We start from the raw sequence: 15,742 nt of genomic DNA, 5'->3' as shown, positions 1-15,742 counted from the left end.
GAAAATCTACCTATCATTTTTGATGAATATCTTCCTAAATGGAATTATAGAGCTATTCCTCAAAATAACTGAAATGCATAAGTTATTTATTTTTCATTCCTTAGCAGATTTAGGGATAGCTGCAAAGACTCGCCCTGTTGTCATTGTTTCTCGTTATGATGCAAATCCTCCAAGAGTTTTAGTGATTTATGTCCCTCTGACGACTCAGTATAGAAATAGTGAGTATGAGGTCGTACTTCCTAACTTGAAGTTTCTCAATCAATTATCTATAGCTAATGTTCAGGGTATCGCTTCTATTCCTACTGCAAGATTAGAACGCAAGTTGGGAGATTTGCCGAGTGATGTAATGTTGCAAATCAAGAAAGCGATTATTTTTGCATTGGATTTAAGTTTGTAAGGTAGCGATCGCCCCTCACCACCACAAACCCGATCGCCTATTCCCTCAAAAGCAAACAACGATCGCCCCTCACCACCCATAAACCCGATCGCCTATTTTCCAATCAAACAGCGCTCGCCGCTTCGATCAACAAACCAACGATCGCAACTCATCTCAAATCAAATGGTGATCGCAATAATAGTGTCAATTATGGTGAGAACTGCTAAGATAGTATTGTCGTTATTACGATTTGTACTAACATCTATGCGTTCCAAAACTTACCCTCTCGCTCCTGCGAAAATTGGTAATTCTTCGGGCTTTAGGCTGCCTGTATCGTTTTATCGTGACCATCCTCGATTTACTAATGCGACTGGATGGGTAGAGGTTCTTGCTGATGATACGCTTTTGATTAAGCTCGAACCAGTTACGAATGAGCCAGCAAGTGATGAAGAAAACAACGAATTAATGTTTAGTTTGTTTTTGGACTTTATCACTAAGGATGCTCTCAAAAATAGCGATCGCCTTGAAGCTTATACGGAAGCGATGGCTCAAGATGATGATGAACTCCTTGAAGGGGTTGAAATTGATTTATGAGTGCCATGATTCGCAATGGTTGGGAAATTTACTTCCATCGAAATTTGTTTGGTGAACAAAGGCGGCAACTAAAGGAACAGGTCAAACAACTAAAAGCAAATCTACCGCCTGAAGAGTTTGTTAAACATCCTACGGTTAAATTGCTTGCTGCTGTGATGGTGGGGATTAAGGAAAAGATAGTTCTCGATCCGTTTGCTCTTCAGTTTGCGCTCAAGGGTGCGCTGAGGCATTACGGACGATTGAAGGGCATGGGATTAAGCGATCGCTATCGGCTCTTTTTTCGTGCTTTTGAGTCAGGAGGTCGGAAGGTATTAATTGTGCTTTGGTTGGGATTTCCACGGAAGGAAGGCGATAAAAATGATTGTTATGAAGTTTTTTCGCGGATGGTGCATAATGGCGATTTTCCTGAGAACTTAGAACAACTACTTTCGGAAACTGATGTTATTTAATCTCTCAATTCATCTCATCAAATAGTGATCGTCCCTCATCCCCACAAACCCGATCGACTAAATCTGCACATCAAACAACGATCGCCCCTACAACACCCATAAACCCGATCGCCTTTTCCCTCAAGATCAAACAGCGATCGCCCCTCACCACCCAAAAATCCTGATCGCATTTTTCCAAAATCAATTAGCTATAATATTTAGAGGTAACTTTACAGCAATAATATGCCTTTTGATTCTGAGTTCTATAACAACCCATTGGGTGATCTTGCCAAATCTCGTCTGCCTGACATTAACATTGAACTGCCAAAGCAAGTAACAATATCTGACCAGATAGCTAAAGCACTTCGAGATTTGCAAGGTGAACAGTCTGCACAAAGGTTTGTAATGCAAATCATTGAACGAATTGAAGCTTTTGAGGCAAATTTAGATGATTCAGAAGAGGTTGGGATCAGACTAGTTTCGTTTGGGCAATCCTTAACTTTTCATGTTTCAGAATTGGGGTTTATACAACCAAGCTTGGTTATTTTCAAAGGTTATACCGAAGGCGGTGAACCTATCGAATTGATTCAACATACAAGCCAGATTAGTTTTCTTCTTATGGTAACTAAAAGGTTAAATGTAAAAGAGGAGAGAAGAAAGATTGGCTTCATACAACCAGTTTAGTTAGATTCTTTCAACAGATAAACTATCTATGTAGGATCATCGAATGGGGAAATCAAACTGGCGATCATTTGAAGAGGCTCGTGCATTTGTTCATCAACTCCAACTTAAAAATCAAAAAGAATGGAGAGCTTGGACAAAAATCAGTGCAAAACCTGATGACATTCCTGCCACTCCTGATAGAACCTATAAAAATGAAGGTTGGATTAATTGGGGAGATTGGCTAGGCACTGGATCAATTGCGCCATTTAATCGCATTTATCGTCCGTATGAAGAAGCTCACGCTTTCGTACATCAACTTCAGTTTAAAAGTCAAAAAGAATGGAGAGATTGGGCTAAAACTGATGCAAAACCTGATGATATTCCTGCTGATCCACAAAGAGTCTATAAAAATGAAGGTTGGATTAATTGGGGTGACTGGCTAGGTACTGGCACAATTGCCAATCAAAATCGCATTTATCTCCCTTATGAAGAAGCTCGTGCTTTTGTCCACCAACTCCAGCTTAAAAATCAGAAAGAATGGAGGGATTGGTCAAAGACTAAGGCTAAACCTGAGGATATTCCTGCTAGTCCTTCTAAGACATACAAAAATGAAGGTTGGGAAGGTTTTGGCGACTGGCTAGGCACTGGAACAATTGCACCATTTAATCGCATTTATCGTCCGTATGAAGAAGCTCGTGCTTTCGTACATCAACTTCAGTTTAAAAGTCAAAAAGAATGGATGGCTTGGTCAAAAACTAAGGCAAAACCTGATGATATTCCTGCTAATCCATATCAGACTTATAAGAATGAAGGTTGGACTAGTTTTGGAGACTGGTTTGGTACTGGAACAATTGCATCATATAATCGTATTTATCGTCCTTTTGAAGAAGCACGTAAACTTGCTAATGGACTTGGCTTAAAAGGTCAAAAAGAATGGATGGCTTGGTCAAAAACTGATGCAAAGCCTGATGATATCCCTGCTAATCCACAGGAAACCTATAAAAATGAAGGTTGGATGAGTTGGGGAGATTGGCTTGGTACTGGGACTATTGCATCCTATAACCGTATCTATCGTTCTTTTGAAGAAGCACGTACCTTTGTCCGCAGTCTTGGCTTAAAGAATCAGAATGAATGGAGAGATTGGTCAAAAACTGATGCAAAGCCTGATGATATCCCTGCTGATCCTCAAGGAACCTATAAAGATAATCGATGGTTGGGATGGGGGGATTGGCTTGGTATTATTAATTTATGGCGACCAAATGCCATTTTGAGCTTTCTGTATGGGTTAAAGCCTATCTTACCCAGTTTAGAAACGTCGGAGCTGTACGCAATTATGAGGCAAAATGGCATGATTGCATCTATCAGTAATGGCAGAAAAGATACCGACCTGCTCAAAAGCATCAAAGATCTATGCTCATCAAACAATCTGGAAGCTGACTATAACAACCTAATTACTCATGTCGAAGAAGAAATTCATAAGGAAAATAGTAACTCTGCTGAAACTGAATTTGATGTGTTAGTAGATGAAGATTTACATGCTGACGAAGAAATAGAAACTGATTTAGTCCCTCATGAAATTGAAAATACTGATACTGAGTTACCTCAACTAAAATCCTTTGACTCCTTAAAAGCAGTTGATTTACTTGTAGAAGCAGGAATTACATCAGATTATGAAACGATAGAATTTTTAATCTGCAATCGCGTTAGCGCCCTATGGCAAACCTGCCTAAACAACGACCCCACCTTTGACCTAGACCGACTTCGCAACGAAACAGGCGGCACATACTTTCAGACGATCCGCGATCGCTTCCTCAGTCAACACGATGGCGCAGCAAACCTCACCATACCCAACGGCTACAACTTCCCATATCCACCCAACCTGATGCAACGCCTCACCGCCTATCGCATCTACACAGAAAGAAGGATCGGCAACTGGTCAGGAGTTGGCGCAGGGAAAACCATATCCGCCATCTTTGCCAGTCGCGTCATTAACGCCAAATTCACGATCATTATCGCCTTTAACAGCACCATCGAAGGATGGGCAAAAGCGATCGCCCAAGTCTATCCCGACAGCATCATTTACCAAAAAGAACGCGGCGAAATCAGCGTAGATCGCAACCAACATAACTATCTCATTCTCAACTTCGAGAAATTCCAACAACCCTACTCCGCCGAACTTGTCGGCAACATCCTCAACCATCACCAGATCGATTTTGTCGTCATCGATGAAATCCAAAACGTCAAACAACGCGATCCAAAAAAAGAAAGTAAACGCCGACAAATTCTCAATGGTTTACTTGATGCAGCTAAACAACAAAATCCTGAACTCTGTGTCCTAGGCATGAGCGCCACACCCGTCATCAACAACCTCTACGAAGCCAAAGCACTGCTAGAAATGACAAGGGGCGAAAAATTTGACGAGTTGAAAACCTTCAGCACGATCGCTAACGCCCTTGCCATGCACGAAAAACTGATGCTCCATGGCATCCGCTACCGCCCAAATTACAAGATTGCGATCGCCGAAAGCTTTCCCGAAATCTCAGGCGAACATCTGCGCCCCCAACTCATCGCCGCCATCAAAACCAGCCCCCCCGCCGTCGAGCAAGTCCTTCTTTCAGCCAAAATCGACACGATCATCGCCCATCTCAAAACAGGAACCCTAATCTATACCCACTATGTCGATGGCATGGTCGAACCACTCCGCAAAGCGATCGCCGCCGCAGGTTACAAGGTGGGCTTATTCACAGGCGTAGAAGATACCAAAGACCGTGATTTCGCCAAACAGAAATTCATCGCCAGAGAAATCGACATTCTCATCGGCACGGCTCCCATCGGCACAGGCGTAGATGGACTGCAATATGTATGCGATCGCCTGATTATCGCCAGCCTCCCTTGGACTCATGCCGAATACGAGCAACTAGTCGGACGCATCTATCGCCAAAAATCATCCTTTACCAAAGTAGAAGTAATCATTCCCCAAGTCATCCTCGACCATCAAGGCGACATCTGGTCATGGGATCGTCAATATCGATGGAGTCGCATCCAATGGAAAAAATCCCTCGCTGACACCGCGATCGATGGCGTAATTCCCAAGGGCGAACTCGCGTCAGAAAAAGTCGTCCTCCAAAAAGCAGGAGAAGCCCTGCAAACATGGATCGATCGCGTCGAAAGTGGCGACATCTATGAAATCAACCGTGAAGAATTGCGCGTTCCCTTACCCGAAGCGATCGCCAAAATCCTACAACGCCGCTTTGGTGACTTCTCAGCGATGAACAACCGCTTCAATAATTCCTACAGCCACACCACAAGCGATCTGCTCAAAGCAAATCCCGAAGAATGGTATCAGTACCACCACCTCTATCGCGCCGCCCGTGAAACATGGCAGGAAATCCCCTACGAAAAAATCGCCGAAAAACTCCAAAACTACACCAATCTCCAGATCGGTGACTTCGGTTGCGGTGAAGCCAAACTAGCCGAATTACTTCCCAATCATCAAGTCCATTCCTTCGACCACATCGCCATCAACGCAAAAGTACAAGCCTGTGACATCTCCCATACCCCTCTCCCAAATGCAACCCTCGATGTCGCTATCTTTTCCCTATCCCTCATGGGCTTAAACTATGCCGACTATCTCCAAGAAGCCCATCGCACCCTCAAAGGCGGCGGCAGTCTCCTGATCGCCGAAACCATCAGCCGATGGACAGATAAAAAACAAGAATTACTAGATTTGATAACGAGTTTAGGATTTACGGTTGTGAAAGAGCAAACAGGCGATCGCTTCCTTTACATCAATGCTACTAAACCGTTAATTTCTCTAATCTAAAAGGAATTGGCTGATCCCCTAATCTTTCTGACTCAGCGATCGCCTAACTATATCAAATAAAAAAGAAGCACCACTTAACGGTACTTCTTTTTGTTGAGAATATCATTTATTCTTCAAAAGCTCTTTGACAGTATCCACTAAATCTTCGGGGACAAAAGGCTTACTGACATAGGCATTAGCCCCCTGTCGAAATCCCCAATAGCGATCAGCATCCGTAGATTTGGATGAACACATCACGATATTAATGTCCCACGTGTCAGGATTATCTCGCAGTTTACGACAAAGCTCATAACCATGCATATTGGGCATGATGATATCCAAAATGATCACATCAGGATGATTTGCTTTAACTTGGGCGATCGCTTCTAACCCATTACTAGCCGTAGTAGTTTCAAAATTATTCTTTTTGAGTAAACTCGCCATCATTTCTCTTTGAACTTTGCTATCTTCGACAACTAAAACCTTGAACATTGCCATAAACCTCTCTAATTCCTAATTTCTATATTTCCATCCTAAAGTGGAAACTTAAATTACACATGAAGAGGAAGTCTCAATTATTGATAGGACTATAGTCCTATCAATAATTGAGACTATTGTTACTTGCTGGAAGCGATCGCAAGCGCTAAGCTAGGTTTTAGCAGTCTCTCAGAACTAGGCAAATCCCATGAAAATCCGTGTTTTGCTTGTAGATGATCATTCTTTTATTCGGCGGGCGTTGAAGATTTCGCTCGGTGATGAAACGTCTTTAGAGATTGTGGGAGAGGCGGAAAATGGTCAAGTAGCGATCGCGCAGGTCGAACTTCTCAAGCCTGATGTCGTACTGATGGATGTGCAAATGCCGCATCTAGATGGAGTCGAAGCCACTAAACAAATATGCGATCGCTTTCCGACCACCAAAGTTCTAATTTTGACCGTTGATGATACTGAAGAGTATATCTCTCAAGCCTTAAAATTTGGAGCATCGGGCTATATATTAAAAAATACGCTCCCTGAGGAATTGTCATTTGCTATTCAGGCAGTACATCGAGGATATATGCATTTAGATTTGAATTTGGGTAGGAAAGTAATTGCTAGAATTCCTGAAGTTTCAGAAGTATCGACAATGGATTGGAACAAGCTCACACCAAGAGAAAGACAAATCGTAAAGTTAATCGCTACTGGTGCTAATAATGAGGAAATTGCTGCCAATCTCTATATCTCAACAAAAACTGTCAAGAATCATATTACTAACATCTTGAGTCAGTTAAATCTGCGAAATAGAACTGAGATTGCGGTTTTAGTCACCTCTATGCTGCATTCATAAAAAAGCGGCGCTTAGCGCCGCTTTTTTATTTACATTTTGGCAAGTTCGAGCATTGTCTTTAGGACAGAATCAGGATTGAGACTGATCGAATCAATGCCCTGCTCAACAAGGAACTTGGCAAACTCAGGATAATCGCTCGGAGCTTGCCCACAGATACCGATCTTGCGGTGGTTAGCCTTCGCCTTTTGAATGACCGTACGAACCATGGACTTAACCGCTTCATTGCGCTCATCAAAGATGTGAGCAACAAGGGAAGAATCACGATCTAAGCCGAGGGTCAACTGGGTGAGATCATTGGAACCAATGGAGAAGCCATCAAAGACTTGTGAGAATTCATCCGCCAAGATCACGTTACTGGGGATTTCGCACATCACATAGACTTCCAAACCATTTTCGCCACGCTTCAAGCCATGTTTTTCCATTTCCGCAAGCACCTTACGACCTTCTTCAGGAGTGCGACAGAAAGGAATCATTGGAATCACATTGGTTAAGCCCATGTCATCGCGAACTCGTTTCAGGGCTTGACATTCTAGACCATAGGCTTCGCGGTATTTAGGATCGTAGTAACGAGATGCGCCTCGCCAACCGATCATCGGGTTTTCTTCGGTAGGCTCAAAGGCGCGACCACCGAGGAGGTTGGCGTACTCGTTGCTCTTGAAGTCGGACATCCGCACCACGACAGGTTTAGGATAAAATGCGGCAGCGATCGTGCCGATACCGTGAGCCAGTTTGTCTACAAAGAAGTCAGCCTTGTTTTCATACCTTGCCGTCAGTTGCGAGATTTCCCATTTAGCGGCTTTGTCTTCGAGGGTGTCGAAGTTCATCAAAGCGAGAGGATGTGCCTTGATGTGGTTAGCGATGATGAATTCCATCCGCGCTAAGCCAACGCCATCGCAGGGAATGGAGGACAAACCAAAGGCTTCTTCGGGGTTGCCTACGTTCATCAAGATCTTGGTAGAAAGTGTAGGTAGATTATCGAGAGAAGTTTCGATTACTTCAAAGGGAACTAGCCCTGAATAGACCTTGCCTTCTTCGCCTTCCGCACAGGAGATCGTGACTTCTTGTCCTGTTTTGATAACGCCTGTGGCATTGCCGCAACCCACGATCGCAGGAATACCCATTTCTCTTGCAATGATGGCGGCGTGGCAGGTGCGTCCACCTTGGTTCGTAACGATCGCACTCGCCTTTTTCATGATTGGTTCCCAGTCGGGGTCAGTCTTGTTGGTGACTAGGACTTGCCCTGCTTGGAAATCTTCAATGTTATGGACTTCCAAAATCACATTCGCCTTGCCTTGACCAATCATCTCGCCCACAGCGCGACCTTTAATTAGCACATCACTGGAACCATTCAGCTTGTAGTTCTTGAGAATGTTGCCTGACTTTTGGGACTGCACGGTTTCAGGTCTTGCTTGAACGATGAAGAGTTCGCCAGTACGTCCATCTTTTGCCCATTCAATATCCATTGGTGACAGCTTGCCGCGTACTGCTGAATAGTGATCTTCGATGATGCAAGCCCATTCTGCGAGTTGGAGAATCTCGTCATCGGTAATTGCGAACTTGACTCGTTCGGAAACTGGGACGGGAATATTCTTGGTCAGCTTGCCGCCGCCAATGTCGTAGACCATCTTGATTTCTTTTGTACCGAGGCGTTTTTCGAGAATGGGGCGGAAGCCTTGTTTGAGAGTGGGTTTGAAAACAAAATACTCATCGGGGTTGACTGCACCCTGCACCACGTTTTCACCTAAGCCATAGGCTGCGGTGATTAACGCTGCATTTTTAAAGCCTGTCTCCGTGTCGATGGAGAACATCACACCAGAGGAAGCGAGATCGGAACGCACCATTTTTTGTACGCCAACGGAGAGCGCCACATCAAAATGATCGAATCCATTAATCGTGCGGTAGGAAATAGCGCGATCGGTGAATAGTGAGGCAAAGCAGCGATGGCAAGCATCGACGACTTCGTTAGCACCATAGACATTGAGATAGGTTTCCTGCTGTCCTGCAAAGCTGGCATCAGGCAAGTCTTCCGCCGTGGCGCTAGAACGGACAGCCACATCGGTATCTTCTTCAGAACCGTAGAGACTGCATAGTTTTTTATAGGACATGGCGATCGCCATTTGCAGATCGTCGGGGAATGGCGTGCTGAGCATCAAGGCTCTTGCCATTCGACCGCGATCGCGCAGGTTATTCATGTCTTCAACATCAAGATCAGCAAAGAGTTCGCGCAATTTCGCTTCTAATCCAGTTTTTTCGATAAAATGACGGAATGCATAAGCAGTAGTGGCAAATCCATTAGGAACATTCACCCCTTTAGGTTGTAGTTGCCGAATCATCTCTCCCAATGAAGCATTTTTTCCACCCACAAGGGAAATGTCAGCAATTCCCACTTCTTCAAACCAAAGTATTAAGGCACGTTCTTTGGGAACAGTTCTAGATGTTTCTGCGGCAAAAGTTGAGCTAGTCATGATGATTTAACTCCCTAATCAAATTAATGATTAGATCAATGCATGGATTGTATTTGAAGCCTTAAATTTCGATCAATAATTCGATCAATAAAACTAGTGATATCAAAGCTTCTACAGTGGTATAACCGAATCTATTGAAAGCCTTGACATCTCTTAATTATAGCGACTGTGAAAGCACTATATTTGCGGGGTATTACATTTATTCACTAAGCTTCGCAAAGATTGACATTCTCACTTAATCAGTAGTTATAAACGTCTATATTCTTGTTGAAGATATCGCTAAGTGTATCAGGACATAAACGCAAAAGAGAGTTGCGGCGCAACTCTCTTTTGCGTTTTGATTTTGTCCTAACATAACTATAGATCTCGCCTAATCTGGAGACTAACAACTGTAACGATTTATGAGAAGAATGACTATTGTTGTATCGACTTTATAAGCATCAATAAGGTTTATTAAAACAATTGGGTTTTGTAATGCTTGGTAGTTCCCAACTGTCAGTAAACTAGAAACAGCAGTCTAGAATTTTGGAGATAGCGATCCGTGCCTAGAAATAAACCCCGCGATGTACAAGCGATTTATATTGCCGCAGAAACCTTTGCCTTGCGATCGCGCAGTTGGAATCGCTTACGCTTTGAAATTGAATATGCTCTTGAAAAAGGCACAACTGCTAACTCTTTCTTAATTCAAGGGACTTTGCTAGCTCTGATTGATCCACCTGGTGAAACTTTCACAGCAATTTATCTAGACGAATTGCGTAAGCGGATTAACATTGGTGATATCAGTTACGTGATTCTCGGACATGTTAACCAAAACCGTATTGAGACACTTAAGGCTTTACTCGAAATTAATCGTCGCCTCACTTTTGTTTGTACTAATCCAGGGGCGATCGCCTTACGCCAAAGCCTAGAGGAGACATTTGGTGAAGATCTTAAAATTCAGGTTGTGCGGGGTGAAGAAACCCTTGATCTGGGCAAAGGTCATATCCTCAAGTTTATTCCCACTTCTACACCGCGCCATCCTGACGAGCTTTGTACTTACGACTCGAAAACTCAAGTTTTATATACTGATAAATTCTTTGGGGCGCATATTTGTGGTGATCAGGTGTTTGACGAGGGTTGGAGCCATCTATTAGGCGATCGCCGCTATTATTTCGATAGTACGATGGCGAACCAAGTCCGCCAAGTTGAGGCAGCCCTTGATAAATTAACCGATTTTCCTGCGGTTTTCTATGCCCCTGGGCATGGACCAATGTTGAAAAATGGCTTGCATGAATTGGTAAATCTCTATCGTCAATGGAGTGAAGCCCAGAAGCAACAAAATATTTCCGTAGCATTGCTGTTTGCCTCAGCATATGGCAACACTACAACGATCGCCAATGCTTTAGCTAGAGGTATCACCAAGGCAGGAGTCGCCGTTGAATTAATCAATTGTGAAAATGCGGAACCTGAGGAAATCAAAGCTGCGATCGAGAAATCTTCTGGTTTCTTGATTGGTTCGCCAACTCTAGGCGGACATTTGCCAACACAGGTGCAAACGGCTTTAGGCATAGTTTTATCTATAGCTACTAAAAGTTATCAGGCGGGTGTGTTTGGTTCCTATGGCTGGAGTGGTGAAGCCGTGGATATTATTTCTGGCAAGTTAAAGGATGCTGGCTACACTCTTGCTTTTGAGCCGATTCGGATTAAATTTACACCAACCGAGGCGACATTACAGATTTGCGAAGAGACTGGAACTGATTTCGCTCAAACCCTGAAAAAAGCTAAAAAAGTACGGACTACCCTCAATCCTGGTAGCACAGTTGAGCAAGCGGTGGGGCGCATTGTTGGCTCCTTGTGTGTTTTAACCGTGAAGCGGGGCGAAATTTCCACAGCCATGCTCGCTTCTTGGGTATCGCAAGCAACTTTTAATCCTCCAGGGCTAACGATCGCAGTTGCGAAAGATCGGGCGATCGAGTCTTATTTATATGAAGGTGATCGCTTTGTCTTAAATATCCTTGAACAGGGCAAGCAACTCCGCAAGTCCTTCATGAAAAAATTCGCACCTGGGGAAGATCGTTTTAAGGATGTGCAGGTAGAGCCAACTGAGGGTGGGCTGTTTTTGCCTGACGGATTAGCTTATTTAGAATGCCGTGTTGCTCAACGGATGGAATGTGGCGATCATTGGATTGTCTATGCGATCGTGGAGAATGGCAAGCTGTTGCAATCTAACGGTTTAACGGCAATTCATCACCGTAAGACAGCTAGTAATTATTAACTGATGTTACGTGGAAGGTATTCCTCCATTTGCACAAATCAAAAAACAAAGAGTATGAGGCGGCGCGAAGCGCCGCCTCATACTCTTTTATATAGCTATAAGTTTCACGTAATATAGCAGTCCTATATCATTTGTGGATTTTTTTGGTTTGTGGAAGGACATCTGTTAAAAGAAAGAAAGCGCATAGCGCTTTCTTTCTTTTCTCTAGGAGAAACTTTGTAATTCTGCTAATGCTAATAAAGTTGCGAACTAGAAATCACTACTTGATTGATCAAGATTTGATGGATTATCAGGAGATGATTCTGTTGAAGAACTAGTATTTTTGAAGTGTGTATTCACATAGTCTTGTAAATGAGGGCGAAGTACATTTGTGGCGGTGAGACCAAAAATTCCACCTCCTAGCCCACCACCAATTGCTGCACCAATCACTCCAAATCTTGAACCAACGCCAGCAAGAATTCCTACCACCAACAGACTTACCAAGCTTTGCCAATGTTTGAAAGTATATTTCTTGTAGCAAAATTGCCATGCTTGTTTTGTTTGTTCGGGTGATAGACCTTGTAACTCTGGAATTTGATTGATTGTCCAGTAGATTTGCATGATTTTTCCCTCACACCTGTTATATATTGCTAATTTCAGCGACTCAATTATACCAAAACACAAAATGGCGTAGCCATTTTGTGTTTTTAAAACCCTTACTGGGTTTGGTTTTCAATTCACAAAAGTGTTGTCACACTTTCGTGAATTGGTATTATATGGATATAGATGAGATATCGTCCAATTTATGCTTAATAAAGATTCAATATCTATACAAATTTTTACACGGAAATAGAATAGTTGATTTACTTTCTTTGTTTATTTAGATACGGCTTTTTTAACTAGGTCTAAGATAAATTCAAGAACGCTATAGCAGTCCTATATCATTTGTGGATTTTTTTGGTTTGTGGAAGGAAACCCCGATGGAGTGTCCTTCCACAAACCATTTAGGATTGCTATATACTTGTCTAAACAGGAGATCATTTTTACATGGAAACAAATCAAACTCTTAGCTTGATTCTTGGGGTGATCGCACTTGGGGCAGCAATCTGGGCAACTTCTGCAATTTTAGAACTTCTAGCGAAGTTAGTTGGTAAATTTGCGATCGCAGCTATATCACTAGTATTAGTAGCAATTTACTTAAAGGTTTATGTTGGGGTGGATATTTGGCTAAGTCTGACGGATTTTGGGCAGGTAGTTATATCAAGTTTTGGTCAATTAAGGGAAGCAGTGTATGCTTTGTTTTCACAGGTGGGATCTGTGGGTAGCTAGAATTTGCTGGGTAAAGGTTCAGTAGCTAGGCACTAGCCTTGCACTCAAGTGCAGGCTAAAAGCTCAAACCCGTTGAAACGGGTTAATTATTAATATAGCTGTCGCCAAGTGTATGAGGACATAAAACCCAAGAAGAGAATGGCGGCGCGAAGCGCCGCCATTCTCTTCTTGGGTTTTGCTTTTGTCCTAACACAATCGACGGCAGCTATAAATAGTATTCTGTAGACCACAGAAGTTGACTTACGCTTTTAGTCAAGAACTTGAGTTCTTAACTAAAAGTGTAAGTCCTAAATAGCATTCACCTTGCTTAACAGGATATCTAAACACTCTTCTCCTAACCAATCGGGAGCAACACTTCAAATTCAGTTCCGATCGTGACATCGCCTTGATTATTGAGATAAGGCGATCGCAAAACGATCTTGCCATTGTGCTGCTGCGTAATAATTTGATGGCAAATTGCTAAACCTAGCCCAGTACCATGTCCCTGACCTTTGGTAGTAAAGAAATTATCAAAAATACGATCTTGGATTTCCTTGGGAATTCCCATGCCATTATCCGCAACTTTAATTGATATCCAATCACGATTATCAATTTCTGCGATCGCTGATGTGATCATCACCAATGGCTGCCATGTAATTTCTGATTCTATCTGGACATTACTCTTCTCAGGACTGCTCTCCTTAATTAGAAGACGATCCCGTTGCGCGATTAAATCAGGATGAGCCCTTAAATCCACCAATGCATCAAGAGAATTACTAATCAGATTCATAAACACCTGAATTATGCGATCGCTATATCCATTGATTTGGGGCAGCTCAATATAATTCTTGACAATCTGAACATTCCTAATCCGACCACTAAGAATTGTCAGACTACTCTCCACACAGTCAACCAAGCTAATAGCCTCTGGATTAGCATGATCCTCCATATGCGATAAAGATTGCAAAGTATCCACCAGTCGTCGCAAATATCTTGACCCAGATTGGATACTCTTCACCACCTGTGGTAAGTCAGAACGCACAAAATCCCAATCAACTGCTTCAAGGGTTTCACTAATTACTGTTGCCGAAGTTCCATATTCCTTTTCATAGGCTCTTAAAATCTTCATTACCCCTTCAATGTAAGTTAAGAGGCATTCAGTATTGCCATAAATTGCCGATACAGGATTCCGAATGTCATGAGATACTTCAGCCACAATTTGTCCCAAACTTGCCATCTTCTCAGTTTGGAACATCGTTGTTTGGGTTTGCTCCCGCAACAATTTGGTGGCTAATTCATGAATATGCGATTGCTCTAGCAACAAATCATGGACATCCAGTACCGAATAAGTATCGGTATCTAAATGGACAATCACAGGCTCATAAATTTCATCGTTAGCACGTCCCAGAGCTAATTGAGCAGCCATTACTATGGAAGTATTACCATGTAACTTAAGGACTTCAATGGGAACTTGCTCGTAGAGGACTCTCAAAGGTCTTTTGGTAAATAGTTCAAGGGCATAGGGACGACTCAAGCATTCTAAAAATCTCCGACGAGACAACATGCCCACATATTGATCTTGATCGTAAACAATGAGTGCAGGTAGAAGGGGATCATCTTTAAAAAGCTGACGTGCAAATTCTCCTGTTTGAGTTAAATCAACTTTGGTATTGTACAAATTCAACTCGGCAATGGTGGAGTCAAGAGCTAATTGACGCTTCAGCCCTTGTGGTGCATCACTACCTGAATCCATTTCAGGCTCACTTGCCATCACCATCAAGGGAATCATCGCCATTTTGCGGGCTAACTCTTGGGTTGCTGTTTGTCGAATATTCTTACCCTTAACCGCGCCGCGATCTGGTTGATACTGTTGCAACTTGAGATTGCTAATTGCAGAGGTTAATGCTTCTGGTTTAATCTCGATCGCCAAAGCTTGGGCAGCCACCTTAAACGCAGAATTTAAGTTTTCTAGAGATATCTTTGGTAATAAATCGATCGCCCCACGACGAATTGCCCAACGTTTCTCCACTTCTTTGATTTGGGCTTGGCGAGGATTAATCAATAAAACTTTTAATTCAGGAGCGTGATCGGTACACCATTTGCAAAGCTCAGTAGCAAGTAAAGAAGTCCCGCCCCCATAGCGAATGCCAATATCAGAGATAATCAAGTGCGGTAAACTCTGTTTTGACTGCCGCTTTTGATCAAGCAATTTAAGTAAATCTTCAGTTTCAGGCGCAGCCCATACTTCCAGTTGGTGTGAGGATAGGGCATTGTGCCACATCAGGGATTGCTCTTCTGATAGCTGAGCCAATAAAACAGATTTGACCACACAACCCCCAGATTTAAAAATTGTAACAACTTTTACTTTATCGGATGCCAGTATGTGGATACAAGTGAAAATAGATAACCTAGAGTTAACCAAAAGTTAATATGCTATAGCGTGAGAGTGTGCCCCTTTGGGGCGCACTCTCACGACAGGATTGCTATGCAAGGTCAGAAAAGGGGCGCTTTGCGCCCCTTTTCTGACCTTTGCGATAAGATGGAAAAAA

At 42.9% G+C, this 15,742-nt stretch carries 12 protein-coding genes; 8 read left to right on the top strand and 4 right to left on the bottom strand.

Translation table 11 applies throughout. The features are described 5' to 3' along the window. The 5 genes from H6G05_RS01495 to H6G05_RS01475 all read left to right on the top strand — a co-directional run. Positions 1-397: type II toxin-antitoxin system PemK/MazF family toxin (locus H6G05_RS01495; protein WP_242025176.1), on the top strand; the 397-nt coding region annotated here is incomplete at its 5' end. Between the two features lie 243 nt (positions 398-640). After that, positions 641-970 (top strand): AbrB/MazE/SpoVT family DNA-binding domain-containing protein, encoded by a 330-nt coding sequence (locus H6G05_RS01490; RefSeq protein WP_190575655.1) that lies wholly within the window; start codon positions 641-643, stop codon positions 968-970. Then, a complete protein-coding gene (locus tag H6G05_RS01485) occupies positions 967-1,419 on the top strand; it encodes a type II toxin-antitoxin system YhaV family toxin (RefSeq protein ID WP_199310240.1) in 453 nt (150 codons plus the stop codon). Before H6G05_RS01490 ends, H6G05_RS01485 begins: the two co-directional genes overlap by 4 nt. A 222-nt stretch (positions 1,420-1,641) precedes the next feature. Then, positions 1,642-2,082: a DUF6173 family protein gene (locus tag H6G05_RS01480; protein WP_190575652.1), complete on the top strand. Its 441-nt coding sequence runs from the start codon at positions 1,642-1,644 to the stop codon at positions 2,080-2,082. A gap of 43 nt (positions 2,083-2,125) precedes the next feature. Further along, positions 2,126-5,884 carry a helicase-related protein gene (locus tag H6G05_RS01475; protein WP_190575651.1) on the top strand — a complete coding sequence of 1,253 codons (3,759 nt, stop codon included), beginning with the start codon at positions 2,126-2,128 and terminating at the stop codon, positions 5,882-5,884. 102 nt (positions 5,885-5,986) lie between these two features. On the opposite strand, the gene H6G05_RS01470 is transcribed toward H6G05_RS01475, so the two are convergent. Continuing rightward, positions 5,987-6,355, bottom strand: a complete 369-nt coding sequence (locus H6G05_RS01470) for a response regulator transcription factor (protein ID WP_190575700.1) — start codon at positions 6,353-6,355, stop codon at positions 5,987-5,989. 193 nt (positions 6,356-6,548) lie between these two features. On the opposite strand from H6G05_RS01470, the gene H6G05_RS01465 reads away from it, so the two are divergent. After that, entirely contained in the window at positions 6,549-7,187 is a 639-nt protein-coding gene (locus tag H6G05_RS01465) for a response regulator (protein WP_190575649.1), read from the top strand. Between the two features lie 29 nt (positions 7,188-7,216). On the opposite strand, the gene ppsA is transcribed toward H6G05_RS01465, so the two are convergent. Further along, on the bottom strand, positions 7,217-9,652 hold the full coding sequence (gene ppsA / locus H6G05_RS01460; protein ID WP_190575648.1) for a phosphoenolpyruvate synthase: 2,436 nt from the start codon (positions 9,650-9,652) through the stop codon (positions 7,217-7,219). 541 nt (positions 9,653-10,193) lie between these two features. Between ppsA and H6G05_RS01455 the strand changes: the two genes are divergently transcribed. Continuing rightward, complete coding sequence (locus tag H6G05_RS01455; RefSeq protein WP_190575647.1) at positions 10,194-11,906, top strand: diflavin flavoprotein; 1,713 nt, start codon at positions 10,194-10,196, stop codon at positions 11,904-11,906. A gap of 249 nt (positions 11,907-12,155) precedes the next feature. Here H6G05_RS01455 and H6G05_RS01450 read toward each other — a convergent pair whose 3' ends face one another. Then, a complete protein-coding gene (locus H6G05_RS01450) occupies positions 12,156-12,506 on the bottom strand; it encodes a hypothetical protein (RefSeq protein WP_190575646.1) in 351 nt (116 codons plus the stop codon). 426 nt (positions 12,507-12,932) lie between these two features. Between H6G05_RS01450 and H6G05_RS01445 the strand changes: the two genes are divergently transcribed. Beyond that, the gene (locus H6G05_RS01445; protein ID WP_190575645.1) at positions 12,933-13,214 is read left to right on the top strand and encodes a hypothetical protein; all 282 of its coding nucleotides are present in this window, start codon (positions 12,933-12,935) and stop codon (positions 13,212-13,214) included. A gap of 334 nt (positions 13,215-13,548) precedes the next feature. Here H6G05_RS01445 and H6G05_RS25765 read toward each other — a convergent pair whose 3' ends face one another. Next, positions 13,549-15,522 carry a hybrid sensor histidine kinase/response regulator gene (locus H6G05_RS25765; protein WP_190575644.1) on the bottom strand — a complete coding sequence of 658 codons (1,974 nt, stop codon included), beginning with the start codon at positions 15,520-15,522 and terminating at the stop codon, positions 13,549-13,551. Between the last annotated feature and the right edge of the window lie 220 nt (positions 15,523-15,742).

Source organism: Phormidium tenue FACHB-1050 (assembly GCF_014696925.1).
Taxonomy (GTDB): Bacteria; Cyanobacteriota; Cyanobacteriia; order Pseudanabaenales; family Pseudanabaenaceae; genus Pseudanabaena.
This window is presented reverse-complemented; position numbering and strand designations above follow the sequence as displayed.

Excerpts from the sequence above, each read along its gene's own strand:
- H6G05_RS01490 (WP_190575655.1), top strand. The coding sequence starts at position 641 with ATGCGTTCCAAAACTTACCCTCTCGCTCCTGCGAAAATTGGTAATTCT.
- H6G05_RS01485 (WP_199310240.1), top strand. The coding sequence starts at position 967 with ATGAGTGCCATGATTCGCAATGGTTGGGAAATTTACTTCCATCGAAAT.
- H6G05_RS01480 (WP_190575652.1), top strand. The coding sequence starts at position 1,642 with ATGCCTTTTGATTCTGAGTTCTATAACAACCCATTGGGTGATCTTGCC.
- H6G05_RS01475 (WP_190575651.1), top strand. The coding sequence starts at position 2,126 with ATGGGGAAATCAAACTGGCGATCATTTGAAGAGGCTCGTGCATTTGTT.
- H6G05_RS01470 (WP_190575700.1), bottom strand. The coding sequence starts at position 6,355 with ATGTTCAAGGTTTTAGTTGTCGAAGATAGCAAAGTTCAAAGAGAAATG.
- H6G05_RS01465 (WP_190575649.1), top strand. The coding sequence starts at position 6,549 with ATGAAAATCCGTGTTTTGCTTGTAGATGATCATTCTTTTATTCGGCGG.
- ppsA (WP_190575648.1), bottom strand. The coding sequence starts at position 9,652 with ATGACTAGCTCAACTTTTGCCGCAGAAACATCTAGAACTGTTCCCAAA.
- H6G05_RS01450 (WP_190575646.1), bottom strand. The coding sequence starts at position 12,506 with ATGCAAATCTACTGGACAATCAATCAAATTCCAGAGTTACAAGGTCTA.
- H6G05_RS01445 (WP_190575645.1), top strand. The coding sequence starts at position 12,933 with ATGGAAACAAATCAAACTCTTAGCTTGATTCTTGGGGTGATCGCACTT.